This is a genomic window from Undibacterium sp. 5I2 (assembly GCF_035019605.1).
Lineage (GTDB): Bacteria > Pseudomonadota > Gammaproteobacteria > Burkholderiales > Burkholderiaceae_D > Undibacterium.
Genome location: NZ_JASJVS010000006.1, coordinates 37,130 through 53,071, shown reverse-complemented (window position 1 = coordinate 53,071; position 15,942 = coordinate 37,130). Strand labels below are relative to the sequence as shown.

At 56.3% G+C, this 15,942-nt stretch carries 13 protein-coding genes; 7 read left to right on the top strand and 6 right to left on the bottom strand.

Annotated features, from left to right (window positions below; translation table 11 throughout):
• Positions 1 to 5: 5 nt before the first annotated feature.
• A complete protein-coding gene (gene ftsZ / locus QN359_RS03970; RefSeq protein ID WP_322249686.1) occupies positions 6 to 1,202 on the top strand; it encodes a cell division protein FtsZ in 1,197 nt (398 codons plus the stop codon).
• A 72-nt stretch (positions 1,203 to 1,274) separates the two neighbouring features.
• Here the strand turns inward: ftsZ and QN359_RS03965 are convergent, their stop codons facing one another.
• Both QN359_RS03965 and QN359_RS03960 read right to left on the bottom strand, forming a co-directional pair.
• A complete protein-coding gene (locus QN359_RS03965) occupies positions 1,275 to 2,744 on the bottom strand; it encodes a S8 family serine peptidase (RefSeq protein WP_322249685.1) in 1,470 nt (489 codons plus the stop codon).
• 35 nt (positions 2,745 to 2,779) lie between these two features.
• Positions 2,780 to 4,414 (bottom strand): hypothetical protein, encoded by a 1,635-nt coding sequence (locus QN359_RS03960; RefSeq protein WP_322249683.1) that lies wholly within the window; start codon positions 4,412 to 4,414, stop codon positions 2,780 to 2,782.
• 389 nt (positions 4,415 to 4,803) lie between these two features.
• Here QN359_RS03960 and QN359_RS03955 point away from each other — a divergent pair, with 389 nt between their 5' ends.
• From QN359_RS03955 to QN359_RS03935, 5 genes are all read left to right on the top strand, one after another.
• Positions 4,804 to 5,310 carry a peroxiredoxin gene (locus tag QN359_RS03955; protein ID WP_322249682.1) on the top strand — a complete coding sequence of 169 codons (507 nt, stop codon included), beginning with the start codon at positions 4,804 to 4,806 and terminating at the stop codon, positions 5,308 to 5,310.
• A 122-nt stretch (positions 5,311 to 5,432) separates the two neighbouring features.
• Entirely contained in the window at positions 5,433 to 6,368 is a 936-nt protein-coding gene (gene lpxC, locus QN359_RS03950; protein ID WP_322249681.1) for a UDP-3-O-acyl-N-acetylglucosamine deacetylase, read from the top strand.
• 103 nt (positions 6,369 to 6,471) lie between these two features.
• Positions 6,472 to 6,678, top strand: coding sequence for a hypothetical protein (locus QN359_RS03945; protein ID WP_322249680.1), 207 nt, complete (start codon positions 6,472 to 6,474; stop codon positions 6,676 to 6,678).
• Positions 6,671 to 7,363, top strand: coding sequence for a nucleotidyl transferase AbiEii/AbiGii toxin family protein (locus QN359_RS03940; protein ID WP_322249679.1), 693 nt, complete (start codon positions 6,671 to 6,673; stop codon positions 7,361 to 7,363). Before QN359_RS03945 ends, QN359_RS03940 begins: the two co-directional genes overlap by 8 nt.
• A gap of 398 nt (positions 7,364 to 7,761) precedes the next feature.
• Complete coding sequence (locus QN359_RS03935) at positions 7,762 to 9,381, top strand: methyl-accepting chemotaxis protein (protein ID WP_322249678.1); 1,620 nt, start codon at positions 7,762 to 7,764, stop codon at positions 9,379 to 9,381.
• Between the two features lie 52 nt (positions 9,382 to 9,433).
• Here the strand turns inward: QN359_RS03935 and dxs are convergent, their stop codons facing one another.
• The 3 genes from dxs to QN359_RS03920 are packed head-to-tail and all read right to left on the bottom strand — an operon-like array spanning position 9,434 to position 12,469.
• Positions 9,434 to 11,302, bottom strand: a complete 1,869-nt coding sequence (dxs, locus tag QN359_RS03930; protein ID WP_322249677.1) for a 1-deoxy-D-xylulose-5-phosphate synthase — start codon at positions 11,300 to 11,302, stop codon at positions 9,434 to 9,436.
• A 13-nt stretch (positions 11,303 to 11,315) separates the two neighbouring features.
• Complete coding sequence (locus tag QN359_RS03925; protein ID WP_322249676.1) at positions 11,316 to 12,203, bottom strand: farnesyl diphosphate synthase; 888 nt, start codon at positions 12,201 to 12,203, stop codon at positions 11,316 to 11,318.
• Positions 12,200 to 12,469 carry an exodeoxyribonuclease VII small subunit gene (locus QN359_RS03920; protein ID WP_322249675.1) on the bottom strand — a complete coding sequence of 90 codons (270 nt, stop codon included), beginning with the start codon at positions 12,467 to 12,469 and terminating at the stop codon, positions 12,200 to 12,202. The genes QN359_RS03925 and QN359_RS03920 overlap by 4 nt, the downstream gene beginning before the upstream one ends.
• A 348-nt stretch (positions 12,470 to 12,817) precedes the next feature.
• Between QN359_RS03920 and QN359_RS03915 the strand changes: the two genes are divergently transcribed.
• Positions 12,818 to 14,968 carry a DUF1631 family protein gene (locus QN359_RS03915; RefSeq protein WP_322249673.1) on the top strand — a complete coding sequence of 717 codons (2,151 nt, stop codon included), beginning with the start codon at positions 12,818 to 12,820 and terminating at the stop codon, positions 14,966 to 14,968.
• 14 nt (positions 14,969 to 14,982) lie between these two features.
• Here QN359_RS03915 and QN359_RS03910 read toward each other — a convergent pair whose 3' ends face one another.
• On the bottom strand, positions 14,983 to 15,924 hold the full coding sequence (locus QN359_RS03910) for a lipase secretion chaperone (protein ID WP_322249672.1): 942 nt from the start codon (positions 15,922 to 15,924) through the stop codon (positions 14,983 to 14,985).
• Between the last annotated feature and the right edge of the window lie 18 nt (positions 15,925 to 15,942).

Sequence of the window (15,942 nt, the reverse complement as noted above, 5' to 3'; positions counted from 1 at the left end):
TCATGATGGAGTTCGATATGGTTGATAACGCCACACAAGGCACCGTAATTAAGGTTGTCGGCGTCGGTGGCGCAGGCGGCAACGCGGTACAGCATATGATTAATAAAGGTGTTTCGGGCGTGGAGTTCATCGCGGCCAACACTGATGCACAGGCTTTGCTGCAATCGAAAGCGCATAACGTGATACAAATCGGTGAAACCGGTTTGGGCGCGGGGATGAAACCGGAAGTCGGCCGCAAGCTGGCGGAAGAATCCCGTGCGCGTATCGAAGATGCATTGCGTGGTGCGCACATGGTCTTCATCGCTGCCGGTATGGGTGGCGGTACCGGCACTGGTGCGGCACCGGTGGTGGCACAAGTAGCGAAAGAACTCGGCGCCCTGACGGTCGCGGTGGTTTCCAAGCCGTTTTCCTATGAAGGAAAAAAATGCATGGACATCGCCGACGAAGGTTTGGAAGCTTTGTCACAGCATGTCGATTCCCTGATCATCATTCTCAACGAGAAGCTCGAAGAGATTTACGAAGATGACAGCATGATCGAATGGCTGCAGCATGCCGATGATGTGCTCAATAATGCCGTTGCCGGTATTGCCGAAATCATTAATGTGCCTGGTCATATCAACGTCGATTTCAATGACGTCAAAACCATTATGGGTGAACAAGGCAAGGCGATGATGGGCACGGCCACTGCGTCCGGCGTCGATCGCGCTCGTTTGGCCGCCGAACAGGCCGTGGCTTCGCCACTGCTCGACGGTATCGATTTGTCCGGCGCGCGTGGCGTACTGGTCAATGTGACTGCCAGCCGTAGCCTCAAGGGTAAAGAAATCAAGGAAGTCATGGCGGCAGTACGCGCCTTTGCCGCTCCTGATGCTTCGATTGCCCAAGGCATCGCTTACGACGACACCATGGGTGATGATATCCGTGTGACCGTGGTAGCTACCGGTTTGGGTCGCGGTAAGAAAAATATCCAACTGGTACAAACGCCGATGCTGCGTACCGGTACCAATAACGAACCGATGATGGCCGCTGCGATGGCGACCACCACGGTGTCGAATGGTATGGGTAGTGCCGGTACCTCGTTCGAAGGTTTGAGCAAGCCAGCCGTATGGCGTCGCGAGTCGGCTTCCGATACCGTGCGCGCATTGGAAAAAAATGGCATGGAAACTTACGATATTCCTGCTTTCCTGCGCAAACAAGCGGATTAACAGCGCTGCTTGTAGTGGCAAAAAACCCGCTGTATGTGAATGCAGCGGGTTTTTTTATGTGTAAAAAACCGCTTACTGACCAGCAGCGGCCTTGACCGCCGCGCTGGCATCGACCAGCCCGGCCCCGCAGCCAGGGCAATTGCTCGGTGCGTTGCGGGCGGTTTTGATCAGCATCGCCTTGATTTGGGCCGGGTTCAGCTTAGGATTGACGGCCAACATCAATGCCACGACTGCTGCCACGTGCGGCGTGGCTTGTGAAGTGCCGGCCATGCTGCCGTAAGTTTGATCATCGGTGGACAGGGTTTTTCCACTCGGCAGAGTCGAATAGATCACGTCGGCCGCGTTGGTGAAGCCGCCGCCGGGGGCGGTGACGGCCACGGTGCCGCCGTAATTGGAGTAGCTGGCACGGCCGCCGGTGATGGCATTCGATGCCACCGCAATCACCCCGGGACAATTGGCTGGTGCCGATAATTTCGCATCCCGACTCTCATTGCCAGCCGCGACCACGACCACGGTGCCGGCCGCCATAGCGCTTTGAAATACCGCCGCGGCAGTCTTGCTGCAAATGCCGGTGCCGCCGAGCGAAAGATTGATGACATTGGCTTTGTTGGTATTATCGGGCACGCCGGCGACATGGATGCCAGCGGCCCAGGCAACGGCATCGGCGATGTCGGAATCGGTGCCGCCGCATTTGCCCAATACCCGCAGCGCCAAGATCTTCGCATTCGGAGCGATGCCGACCGTGCCAGCCGGATTATTGAGCGCGGCAATCGTACCGGCCACGTGAGTACCATGCCAAGAACTGTCTGAATTACCGCAACTGTTATCGCTGACCCAGTCGCCCTGATCGAGTGCATCCGGGCCGCGTACCGAGCTGGCGCCTGGTGCCAGAGTCAGGCGTGCGGTGGCGGCATCGCTGATGAAATTGTAGCCGTAGCCGCTGCCACTCGGTGCCGCGATCAAGTTGGGCACGAGCGAGCGATGTGGGCGATAACCGGTATCGAGTACCGCCACGATGATATTGGCACCGCTGCTGAGCGCCGTGGCACCGGGTAAGTTGATGCTGCCCGGTTGGCTGGCCGAGGCTTGGATATCCCATTGATCGGCAGGGGTCGTCATGGCGTGACGAATATAGTCGGGTTCGGCATAGTCGATGGAACTGTCAGCCGCCGCGATGTGCCGCGCCAGTGTGCGCATCTGCAGCGCTGTCAACGGCACTGCCGAGCGGTACACCCAAGCGCCGGTGACAATCTGCCGCTGTACGCTCAGACTGCTGCCATAGCTTTGCGCCAGTCCTTGCAAGCGCGTCAGCCGTTGCGCCTGTATTTGCAACTGCGCGTTGATGGGCGCGCCGCTGGCCGCGGCTGCGGCCGATGCGTACGTGACTTCATTGTGATACTTGACGATTAATTGCGTGAGCTTTTGCTCCGGGCGCGCGCGCGCTTGGGCACTGGCATTGGCCGCTGCCGGCGGCGCGGCCAACACGCTGGCACTGAGCAGGATGGCAAGCAGGGAAGTGCGGCGATAAGCTGAGTTGGTCATGTTAGGTCTTTGCAAAAAAAGGAGCGTGCCGGCGGTCAGCCGGAGTAAGGGATTTTGCTCAAACTGGCCGGGACACTGCCGCCACCCGCCCATTGATCGCCCCATGTAGTGAAGCTACCATCTTTACTGACGGCCAAAAAGGCACCCAAGGCGGTGGCGTAAATTGCCCGGACTTGTGTCAGTTTAGCGGCTACCGCGCTGCTGTCGCCGCCCTTACTGGCCATGCCCCAAGTGACTACGCTGCCATCGGCTTTGAGCGCGGCAAAGGCATAGTGATTCGCGCTGATGGCTACGACATTATTCAATTGGGCGGCGACCGCGCTGCTGTCACCACCCGATTCGGCCTGCCCCCAAGTAACCACGGTGCCGTCATTTTTCAAGGCCGCGAAGGCGTAGTCGCTGCTGTACAGCGACTTCACATTGACCAAGGCGGGTTGCACACTGTTAAGACTGCCTTGCATGCGCGGCAGATCGCCCCAACTGACCACGCTGCCATCACTGCGGATGGCGGCGAAGGCGGTCTGCGTGGCGCTGATGCTGACGATGTTAGTCAGTAAGCTGGCTACGGAACTGGTGTCGACAGCGTCAACTTGCGTGATGTCGCCAAAGGCGGTCGCCGTCCCGCTGGAACTGAGGGCGACGCCGACGGCACCGTTGGTGCTGAGGCTTTTGATGTTCGACAGTAGTTGTGCGGAGGTCGGGGTCGACCAACCGAAACTGCCCGACCAGCCAACTACGCTGCCATCGTTGCGCAGCGCTACGAAGTCATAATTGGTCGCGACGATTTGTTTTACGTTGAGTAACTGTGTTTGCACCGAGCTGGCGTCGCCGCCGGAATCGGCGTCGCCGAAGGCCACCACGCTGCCGTCGTTTTTAAGCGCGGCATAGGCCCCTTCGGTCGAGGCGATGCTTTTGATATTGACTAAGCTGGCCAAAGTGGCGGCGCTCAGGCCGGCGTTGGCGTCATTGAAAGCGACATCGTTTTGCGTGATCAAACCGCGCGCCACGCCCCAGGCCGTCAAGCTCCCGTCTTTTTTAATGCCGAAATACGCTACCCGACCGGGAATGATGCTGGCGATATTGGTCAGCGCACTGGTGGCGCTGCTGATGTCGAGATAGGAACTGCCCCATAAGCCGACGCTGCCGTTATTGATCAAGGCGGCAAAGCCGCGCTCCGATGGATACAATTGGCTGATATTACTCAGTGCCGCAGCACCGCTGGTGTCGCCGCCCCAAACCGGATTGCCCCAAGCAATGGCTTTACCGTTTTGTAAGACCGCAAACGCTGCCAGCGTGCTATAGACCGAGTTGGCACTGAGGGTTTCGGTAGCGGTAGCTGTAGAGCAAGTTGCGGTGGCGCTGATGGTGGCCGTCGCTTGAGTGTCTTGTATTGTCAGACCACTGCCGAGTGCGCCGCCCGATGAAGTTTGCCAGCTCACGCTCGGGGTGGCGGAACAATTGGTGGCGCTGACGATGGCAGTGAGACTGGCACCGCGCGCACCGAATACATCGATGCTCACCGTTGGCGGGATCACTGGTGCCGTCGTTGCCGCCACCGGTGCCGACGAACCACCACCACCACCGCAGCCGAGCAGCAGGGCAGCGGTGCCGGCGCAGGCCAGCGCCATGCGTTTGAAGCGGTGATGAGCTGGGGTAAAGACGAAGTTCATTAGTTTTCCAGTATAAAAGCGATCCATGGGCGCTGCCGTCGGCTTGAGGTTTGTTTCAATACGGAAAACATTATGGCTTGAAAATGTAGACTGAAATGAACTTATTTATGCTTTACAGCGACGCGCGACGCCTCATTGCTCCATCCTAGCATTGCTGTAGCGCATTTGCGTGGGCGACCGGGAAATAGAGCGTAACAAAAAATATTCTGCCCTCGCGCGGCCGCCGTCGCTGCGGTGAATTGCTCCGCCCTGAGCAAATTTATCGGCTCTCAGGCATACTGAGTGCCTGCGCACCGGGTTTTTGGACCGGCGTTGCACAAGTCTGAATATTGAATTGCCTTAAAGGTAATCTTAATTCGGGTATATTGAATCTAATGAAAGGGAACATAATGAGCATACAAATTGGCGCACACTTACCAGCTGGCAGCTTGGCAGAATTTATCGAAGTCGCAGGCGAGACTTGCAGCATAGGCCCGAACACATTTCAGGTTGCTGAATTGGTAAAAGGCAAAACGATCGCGATTTTTGGTTTGCCAGGTGCTTACACGCCAACTTGTTCCGCTCAACATGTGCCTGGTTATATTGCCCAAGCCGCTGCCTTAAAAGCAAAAGGCGTTGATGAAATCTGGTGCATTTCTGTTAATGATGCCTTCGTCATGGGTGCATGGGGCCGTGATCAACACGCCACGGGTATCGTGCGCATGATGGCCGATGGCAATGCTGATTTCAGTAAAGCCCTCGGTCTGTCGGCCGATTTCAGTAAATTCGGTATGGGTACACGTTCGCAACGTTACTCCTTGCTGGCGGTTGATGGTGTTGTTACCCAACTCAATATTGAAGAAGGCGGCAAGTTTGAGGTATCGAATGCCGAAACTTTGCTCGCGCAATTAGCGTAAGCTGGTGACGCCGTCGAGCGTCTTGAAAACAGCGTACGGCCTGACGGCTGGCGCTGTTTTTTTCGTCGCCGCGTGCGGCTTAAGGAAACCCGTTTTATCAGACGAATCGTTATAATAGCGCCATGTTAAAGCAAACAACCATCAAACAATCGGTCAAAACCATCGGTGTCGGCCTGCATTCCGGTACCAAGGTTGAACTGGTGCTGCGTCCGGCCCCAGTCGATGTTGGCATTGTCTTCACCCGCACCGATCTGGTGCCGCCACTGCTGTTTCCGGCCACTGCCATGAGCGTCGGCGATACGCGCATGGCTTCGACCTTGTCAAATCAGGGGCAGCGGGTCTCGACGGTGGAGCACTTGCTGTCGGCCTGTGCCGGTCTGGGCATCGATAATCTGTATATCGATGTCAGTGCCGAAGAAATTCCCATCATGGATGGTTCGGCCTCGTCCTTCGTGTATTTGTTACAGCAAGCCGGTTTGCAATCACAGGCTGCGGCGCGCAAATTCATCCGTGTGCTCAAACCGGTGGAAATTCGCGAAGGCAGCGGCGCGACCGAAAAATGGGCGCGCTTGTCGCCTTATCAGGGCTTTAAATTGAATTTTTTCATCGAATTCAATCACCCGGCGGTCGACGGTACGGTGCAAACTGCAGTGGTCGATTTTGAAACCGATTCCTTTATCAAAGATGTTGCGCGTGCGCGTACCTTCGGCTTCATGCAGGATGTGGAAATGTTGCGCGGCATTGGCCTCGCACGCGGCGGTTCGATGGAAAATGCCATCGTCATGGATGAGTACCGCATCCTCAATTCCGACGGTCTGCGCTTCGATGATGAATTCGTCCGGCATAAAATTCTCGATGCCATCGGCGACTTGTACTTGGTTGGTCATCCTTTATTGGCCAGTTACACCGCGCACAAATCGGGCCACGGTTTGAACAATCAATTGCTGCGCGTGTTGCTGGCAGACCCGGATGCCTATGAAATTGTGACACTCGCTGATGATGCCACGGCCCCGCGCAGTTATGCCGGGCAAGGTCAGCGTGAGTGGTTGTTTGCTTGAAAAAACTGCGCTGGCAGTCGATCTTGGAAATGTCAGGATAAATGGCCGGCACTTCCGTAGGGTCTGTTGGCCGAATGGAATGAAACTCGCATAGGGACATATGATGGCTACCCAACTGCAGATTGACGACTATCCTCAGCTCGCTTTGCTTGCTTGGAACCGTGTGGTTCGACAGATTGAGGAAGAGGAAGCATTCGCACTCTACGAGAATAATTGGCGATTCCTCGATATTGAGAGCTTGCTTCCTGGTGAAGCGGAGTTGATCGCTCGGTTAACACAACAATACGGGCACGGAGTACTGAATGTTTGAGCGCGAACATCATCAAAAGGTACTCAGCATCCTCAAAAAAATGAACCCGGAATTTCTTCTGGACACAAAATGCTATTTTGGTGGCGGTACAGCAATTTCGCTTCTGTACGGCGAATTCCGTGAGTCCATCGACATTGATTTTCTGTGCGCGGACCAAGATGGTTATCGGAAGCTAAGAAATTCAGTGTTCAATAATGGGCTTGGTGATATTTTTTCACAGCCAATTGAACTGATGAGAGACGTGCGCGCTGATCGAGATGGCATTCGTGCTGTCATTTCTGCTGATGGAACGCCGATTAAATTTGAGATCGTTAGAGAAGCCAGAATTGAATTGAGTGGAATGATGGTCGCAAGCTTGCCGGTCCCATGCTTGACCAGCACGGATTTGTTCGCAGAGAAATTATTGGCCAACGCTGATCGTTACGCTGACAAAAGCGTGATGAGCCGGGACATCATTGATTTGATGATGATGGAAAAAAAATGCACATGCATTCCGAAACAAGCATGGGACAAAGCCAGGGAAGCGTATGGGGATTCTGTGCGTGGTGCCTTTGATAAATCGAAACAGTTACTCCGCTCGAATCCCGAATATTTTCGCAGTTGTCTGGCGAAAATGGGAATGAGTGATGAGCTTGGTTTGAGTTTAGAGGCTGCGCTGAATTCGTCATTGGAACAACCTGACTAGGGTTTGAAAACCCGACCTAAAGAGGCTGTCGCAAAAGGGTTTTCAGTCGGTATCATTACTCCAACTGGCCAACATGTCATTCTCCCATGCTCTCGCCTCGTCATTCCTGCGTAGGCAGGAATCCAGTGGCACGTCAGTGCCTTCAGGGTGGGAGGGTCGATCAAGGGCACTTTTTTTTCTGTTAAAACAACTTAATGGATCGTCGCTTGCGACGATTAAGTTGTCCTGTCAATCAGCCAGCGCTTTTGCTGCAGGGTGTGTGTTGAATCAGCCACGTCTTTTGCAGGCATGAGGCAGCAAACGCTGTTTTGTGACTATTAGTCAGCAAATTAATGCTATCTTCAGGCTCAATATATTGCTAAAATGCAACCTTTGTCTAGCACTCTCTTGGAGTTGATATGAAGAATATGACTATCCGTGTAAGTTTGTTGGCGGTACTGTTCCTGTTTGCGGCGATGTTGCTGGTCGGCGCGGCGCTCGGACTGTATTCGCTTCGGCAATCGAACCAGGCGATGGCAACCATGCACCAGATCAGCTCGCAAGTGATCACCATCAACGATGCCTACAAAGACACCACGCGTACGCGCTCGGCGCAGATCCGCGCTTACTCCACGATCAAGGATGGCGGCAAGCCGGCCGACCGTGACCTTGCCCTCGCTACCGCAAATAAGTCGTACCAACGCACGCTCGACTACATCGACAAGTATGAAAAGGCCGCCCGCTACGAGGGCCAGGATGTCGAGCTGCAGAAAAGTCTGATCGCCGCCGGCCGGGCGCAGTCGCAAGTGCTCGAGCGCGCCTCGGCGGCGCTGGCACGCGACGATGCCGATGCTTTTACGGTGATCAACGTGCGCGAGCTGAGCCCAACTGGGACAGCATTTTCGGTGCTGCTGGAAAAATACCAGAAGCTCAGCGATGAGCAGGTCACCGCGCTGATGGATTCCCGTCAGAAGGAATACGGTATCGTCATGTGGCTGGTGGCACTGGGGTTGATGACCGCGCTGGCCATGGTGGCCGGGGTACACATTTTTCTGAAAAACGTGGTGATCACACCGCTGGAGCACGCCGTCGCACTGCTGGACCGAGTGGCGCAGGGTGATTTGACCGAAAGCATCGATGACGCCGGTAACAACGAGATCGGCCGGCTGTTGATGGCGATCCGCCGCATGCAGCAGGATTTGTTGGCTACCGTGTCGCGTGTGCGGCAGGGTGCCGAGTTGATCAATCTGGGATCGCAGGAATTGTCGACGGGCAACATGGAGCTGTCATCGCGCACCGAAACCCAGGCCAGTTCGCTGGAAGAAACCGCCGCCTCAATCGAGGAGTTAACCAGCACCGTCAAACAAAACTCTGACAACGCACAGCATGCGCGCAAACTGGTCGATGGCACCTCGAACACCGCGGCCCAAGGCGGGCAGGTGATGGTGGAGGTGGTCAGCACGATGAACGCCATCAACGAGTCGTCGCGCAAGATCGTCGATATCACCAGCGTGATCGACGGCATCGCCTTCCAGACCAATATTCTGGCACTCAACGCGGCGGTTGAGGCGGCGCGCGCGGGCGAGCAGGGGCGCGGCTTCGCGGTGGTGGCTTCCGAGGTACGCAATTTGGCGCAGCGCTCGGCGGCGGCGGCCAAGGAAATCAAAGTGCTGATCGATGATTCGGTCGGCAAGATACGACTCGGTACCGAGTTAGTCGAGCGCGCCGGCACCACCATGAGCACCATGGTGGACAATGTGCATCAGGTGACGCAGATCGTTGGTGAGATCGCCAACGCCAGCCGCGAGCAAAGCGAGGGCATCAACCAGGTCAATCAGGCGATTGCCCAAATGGACCAGGTCACGCAGCAGAATTCTGCGCTGGTGGAAGAGGCGGCGGCGGCCACGCAGTTACTGCAGGATCAGGCCAGCGAACTGGCGCAAACGGTCAGCGTGTTCAAGATCGACCGCGATGGCGCGAGTAGCCGTCCGGCAGTTCGGGCCACGCCTGCGGCTGCACGCAGCTTGGCGCTTCGCTAGGAGCCTTTGCGGCCGACTCCGTTCTGCCGCTCTGGCTGCTGGGTAGACGCGCTTATGCCGCTGCCGCTCTGCTGTCGGTCAAGTCTGGGAAGCGTTGGCGGATCGAGGCTTCCATGCCGGCGGCATCGAGCCCGCAATCGCGCAGCAGTACAGCAACGTCGCCATGATCGATGAATTGATCAGGCAAGCCGAGCATGAGCAGGGGTATGCTGATGCCGGCGGCGGCCAGCGCTTCGGCCACGGCCGAACCGGCACTGCCCATGATGCTGGCTTCTTCTACCGTGACCAAGGCGCTATGGCTGGCTGCCAGCGAGCGCAGCAATTCCACATCGAGCGGTTTGATGAAGCGCATATTGGCGACACTGGCGTCGAGCCGCTCGGCCGCCTGCAAGGCTGGCTGTACCATCGAGCCGAACGCCAGAATCGCGATGCCGCTGCCCTTGCGTTTGATTTCGCCTTTACCGATAGGCAGCGCTTCGAGGTCTTTCGTCACCACGGCACCACAGCCGGCACCACGTGGGTAGCGAATCGCCGCCGGGCCCGGATAACGGTAGCCGGTGGTCAGCATTTGACGGCATTCGTTTTCATCGGACGGTGCCATGATCACCATATTCGGGATGCAGCGCAGGAAAGCCAGATCGTAATTACCGGCATGGGTAGCACCATCGGCACCGACCAGCCCGGCACGGTCGAGTGCGAAGGTGACGTCGAGGTTTTGCAGCGCGACATCGTGAATCAGTTGGTCGTAGCCGCGTTGTAAGAAGGTGGAATAGATTGCCAGTACCGGCTTCAAGCCTTCGCATGCCAGACCGGCGGCAAAGGTGACGGCATGTTGTTCGGCGATGCCGACATCATAGTAACGTTGCGGATAGCGTTTTTCAAATTCAACCATGCCCGAGCCTTCACGCATGGCTGGGGTGATTGCGGCCAGCTTATTGTCGCTCGCCGCCATGTCGCACAACCATTCACCGAATACTTGGGTATAGGTTTTCTTGCTGCTGGCGCTGGGCGTAATGCCGACTGCCGGATTGAATTTGCCAGGACCATGGTAGAGCACCGGATCGGCTTCGGCCAGCTTGTAGCCTTGGCCTTTTTTGGTCACCACATGCAGGAATTGCGGGCCTTTGAGGTGGCGAATATTTTCCAGGGTAGGGATCAGTGATTCAAGATCATGGCCGTCGATGGGGCCGATGTAATTGAAGCCGAATTCTTCAAACATAGTGGCCGGCACCAGCATGCCTTTGGCATGTTCTTCGAAACGCTTGGCCAATTCCAGCATCGGTGACGGCAGCACCGATTTGCCGACATTGCGCGCCGCTGCATAGAATTTTCCTGACATCAGGCGCGCCAGATAGCGGTTGAGCGCGCCGACCGGCGGCGAAATCGACATGTCATTATCGTTGAGCACGACCAGCAGATTGATGTCATCGTAGATGCCGGCATTGTTGAGCGCTTCGAAGGCCATACCGGCGGTCATGGAACCATCGCCGATGACGGCGACGGCATGCCGGCTTTCACCTTTGCTGCGCGCGGCCAGAGCCATGCCAAGGGCGGCCGAGATCGAGGTCGAGGAGTGCGCCGTGCCGAAGGTATCGTAAATGCTTTCAGCGCGCCGTGGGAAGCCGGAAATGCCGTCGATTTGACGCAGCGTATGCATTTGGTCGCGTCGGCCGGTAAGAATTTTGTGCGGGTAGGTTTGATGGCCGACATCCCATATCAAACGGTCTTCCGGGGTGTTGAACACATAATGCAGGGCGATCGTCAGTTCCACCGTGCCGAGATTGGAAGACAGATGGCCACCGGTTTTGGATACCGAATCGAGCACGTACTGGCGTAATTCGTCGGCAAACGGATGTAATTGCTGGCGTGTCAGTTGGCGGAGATCAGCCGGTGAATTGATTTGTTGAAGTAATTTCGTCATAGGATACGGCTGTTTACGCTTGTCGTTGCACGATCAGATCGGCCAGATCGTGCAGGTGGTGGGCCGGTGCGCCAAAAATTTGCAGGGCGGTGTGAGCTTGTTCACAGAGTTGTTGCGCCAATAAGCGGGAAGCAGACAGACCGAGCAAGCTGACATACGTGGGTTTATTATCGGCGGCATCTTTGCCGGCGGTTTTTCCTAGCGTGACGGAATCAGCACTGGCATCGAGGATGTCGTCGACCACTTGGAAAGCCAGGCCGATGGCGGCACTGTAGGCATCGAGGGCGCTCAGTTCCACCGCTGCCAACAGCTTACCACTGCCGGCACCGAGCAAAACCGCAGCGCGCAGCAAGGCACCGGTTTTCAGTTTATGCATTTGCTCGAGTTGTTCGCGCGTGAGCGCTAATCCAACGCTGGCCAAATCGATGGCTTGACCGCCGCACATCCCTACCGAACCTGCTGCTTGTGCCAGAATACGCACCATCTCGAGCTTGCCAGCGGCACTGCCAGCGCCTTCTGCCAGTACCAGAAAGGCTTGCGCTTGCAAGGCGTCGCCCACCAGCAGAGCGGTGGCCTCATCATACACGATGTGCACCGTTGGCTTGCCGCGGCGCAGGGCGTCGTCATCCATGCAAGGCATATCGTCGTGCACCAGCGAATACACGTGGATCATTTCCACGGCTGCAGCGGCGCGCCGCAAGGCGTCTTGCGGTGCATTGAATAATTGCCCGGCTGCATGCACCAGCAGCGGTCGTATGCGTTTACCGCCGTCGAGCGCGGCATAACGCATCGCTGCATGCAAGTGCTGCGGCAACGTGCTGGCTGCGGGAAGAAATTGCGCCAAGGCTGCTTCGCAGTCTTGCTGGATATCTCGCATCCAGCTACGGAACTGCTCGCTCATGACAAATCCTCGTCAGCCGAGCCTTGGAATGCTTTGACCATGCCGTTTTCCAATACTTTGACTTGCTGTTCGACTTTGTCTAGCTGCGTGCTGCACTGGCGAATCAATTCAAACCCGCGTTCATAGGCGCTCAGCGATTGTTCCAGCGGCAGTTGGCCAGCTTCCATGAGATTGACGAGTTCCTGCAGTTCAGCCATGGCGGCTTCGAATGTCGGTGCCGCTGTTGCCGCGGTCGGCTTTGCAGCGGGAGAATGTGGAGGCGTCATATAGGGTATGAATATTGCATCAAACTAAACGAAAAGAAGTCTAACTGTCTATTTTAGAGCAAAACTGCCCTTGCTTACTTGTTATCGACCGAATTTGTGGCGTCCAGCACTTACAAATTGCCATAATTGTTTCAGATTTGAAACCAGCCTGTGCCTATCCTGAGCTTTATACTGCAAATCCGCGCGAAATTGCCAATGTAATATTTCCACATGGAAATTAACCGTATATAGTGAGCATATTGCTTTAACGCATTATTGAGCGCACTTCCTTAGTCGGATTGAACTGAATTCGACCTCGGTCCAGCGCATCCGCACGCATTGCCAATGATCGCTTGACCAGGCTCTATCATGCATCCCTCTACGACCCAGACATCGAAGCACACCAGGCCAACTGGTCAGGACGTGTGGCGTGGTATGGCAGAGGTGGCGACGCATTTGGTGATTGCCCAGCTCGACGCATTTTCTGCCCGCTTGGCCAATGCCTTGCTGGCGCTGTCGGAACACAGCGCGGATTCGCGTCAAGCTAATTTAAGTTTTCATGCCGGTCAGAGTTTGAAAAAAAATACCTATGCATTTTTTCACTTGGCGGCATTGGAACTCGAGCACGGTTTGCGCGCCGAAATCACGCGCTTGCTGGCCCCGGTAGAGGCGGCGGTGGACCTTGAAGACGCCGATTTTTGCTTGGTCAGTTATGCCGAGATGGATAAGAAACTCGCGCTCGGCCGCGTCAGTCGCAGTCTCGAGCTCGACTGCGCGCAGCAGTACGCGGCGCTGACCATGCGCTTGTCGCATGTGCTCGAGCGCGAAACTCTGAGCATTGCGCACAACCCGTTTCGTCCCGATGTGTTTTTGAATTTGCTGTATCTGGCTTGGTGCAAGTTTGATACGGAAACGGATAGCCATGATTTGATATTGCCGCTGCTGCGCAGCGATATTTTATTTGATCTTGAACCCATCATTGAGGCACTCAATGGCTACTTGGTCGAGCAGGGAATTTTGCCCGACTTGCAACAGTCATATCGAATTCATCGCAGTCGCAGCACTACACCGGCGCCTGATGCCGACCCGAGCAGTGTAACCGAGCACAGTTCGGCAGCTCGACCGATAGGCACAGCGCAGCGCCAGATCTTACGGAACTTTCTCGCCGCCGGCACTGACGCGGCAGCGGGCACAGCAGCGCTGCATGAGGCTGGTACAGCACAGCTGCCGGCAGCACTGTTACAGCGTTTGAATGAATTCCAGCGCAGCGTCAAATTGACGCACATGCTCAACGAAGCCGATCAGGTGTTACGCCTTTCGCAAGTACAAGAGCAGCTTGCCGAGCACATGGGCACGGGTGTGGAAAAACATAGCTTGGATTTGTTGTCGCAGGTCTTTGAGCATGTTTTGCAGAATCCGAGCATGCCGGCCGCAGTCAAACAATTGATTTCCAGCTTGCAGGTGCCGGTGCTCAAAGCGGCCCTGATCGACCAAGAATTTTTCTTCAATGAGCATCATCCGGCACGTCGTTTGATCGAACTGTTGTCGCGCTACAGTCCGGCTGTGGCGCATGCTGGGGCGCGCCAAGAACCCTTGTATACTGCCATGCAGCGCAATGTCGCGCGCGTGGCGCAAGAATTCGATCAGGAAGTATCGCTGTTCGATGAAGTCGTCAATGATTTGGAAGCCTTCATCGCCGAGCAGGAAAAAGCACATGTCGCGGCGCTTGAGGTGCCGATACAAAAAGCGCTGCGCAAAGAAAAAATCAAGCAAGCCAATCTGATTGCCACGCAAGAAGTTGCCCTGCGCGTCGGCAGTGGTGAGGTGGTGGCCTTCATCGAAACCTTTCTCGAAAACCGCTGGACCAAGGTGCTGACGCTCGCTTACAGCGTGAAGGAAGAGAAGCCGCACGCGGTGACCGATGCCATCAAAACCATGGATGAATTGATCTGGAGTGTGAAACCGAAGATCAGTCTGGCCCAGCGGCAGGAATTGCTGCAGCGTTTGCCAGCGATTTTGGCGCGCTTGAATAAGTGGCTGAGCCTGATCAAGTGGGAAGATGCCGACCGCATACGCTTCTTTGCCGAGCTGGCCGAATGCCATGCTTCGATCGTGCGTGCGCCCTTGGATTTGACGCCCGAACGTCAGCTAGAACTGGCTATGGAGGCGGCGCAACATGCGGCCGAGCGCAGGCTGGAAAGACGCGTCCAAGAGGAGCAGGCGGCACTCGGCGTGCCAGTCGTGGAAGCCGATCAATGGCCAGAACTGGTGCAGCGGCTCGAACGTGGTGTCTGGTTGGCCTTTTCCATTACTGCCGAGGCACCGGCGCTCAAGCTCAGATTGGCTTGGGTCAGTCCGATGCGCAGCTTGTATATTTTGACGGCCAGCGAAAAAGGTAAAAGTTTTTCGGTGCCGGCGCAAGAACTGGAACAAGCGTTTCGCCAACAACGCGCCAGTATCCTGCAGCTTGATCAGTTGATCGACCGTGCTCTGGTCGTGGCCGCCGAAGAGCTGGCCTGAGTCTTGCCGCGCGCTTATTCATAGGCGCTCAAGCGTTTCTGTTCCAGTACCGTGAAATACCGATCGCGCAGTGCCTGCACGGAGAGTTGTTGCGCCGTGCTGTCATCGGCTGTGCCACGCAATTGCGCGCGTTGCTCTTGATAAGTATGTATCCGTGTTTGCCAGTCGACGGTCTCGCGATCGAGCTCGGCCAAGCGGTTCGCCGCTTCTGGCGACCAGCTTGCCGCACGCAGACGATATACCTCATCTTCACTGCCACCTTGGGCACGTAATTGCTGTGCCTGTTGCTCCATTCGCAGCACTTGATACGGTGCCTCACGTGCGGCGCGCAGGGCCGGCGACACAGCTTGGTCGAGGCGTGCCAGGGCGAGCTGGCGCTGTTCTGCCGTCAGGCTGGCATCTTGGTTCAGTGCCAGCCGTGCCAAGGCATCACTATCATAGTCATCGTCCAAGCCGAATAGTGCGCGGTTTTCCGTCGCGCTGAAAAATTGCCCACGTAAGTGCTGCATGTTTTGCCATTTTTTTTGTAAGCCGGACAGCATGGACGGAGCGACCAGGCTGCCGGGAAGTGCTTGCTCAAGCGCCGGCAAGGCTTGTTTGTAAAGTAAATAGCGTCGCAACAGTTCGCGTGCTTGTTGTGCTGCCCGCGCTGCCAGCCGTTCATCGAGCGCCAGTCCGATGGCGTGGCTGATTGCGGGCAGGCTTTGTTCGCCGCTACTTGCCAGGTAATAATCGAATAAGCGGCGTAACTCGGCCGTGACCAGTAAATCGCCGTCGCTGCCTTGCTGCGCCTTGCCATCGACGCTGGTGCCGAGCAAGGACTTGGCCACTGTCGGTGGCGTCAAGTGCAGCGTGCTTGCCGGGCTATCTTGGCGCAGCCATAGCCATAGCGATAGCAGGGCGAGCATCAGACCTGCGGCAGCGCACAGGGCGAACAGGAGGGGGCGGCGGTTCATCGTTGTACTCGGCAGGCG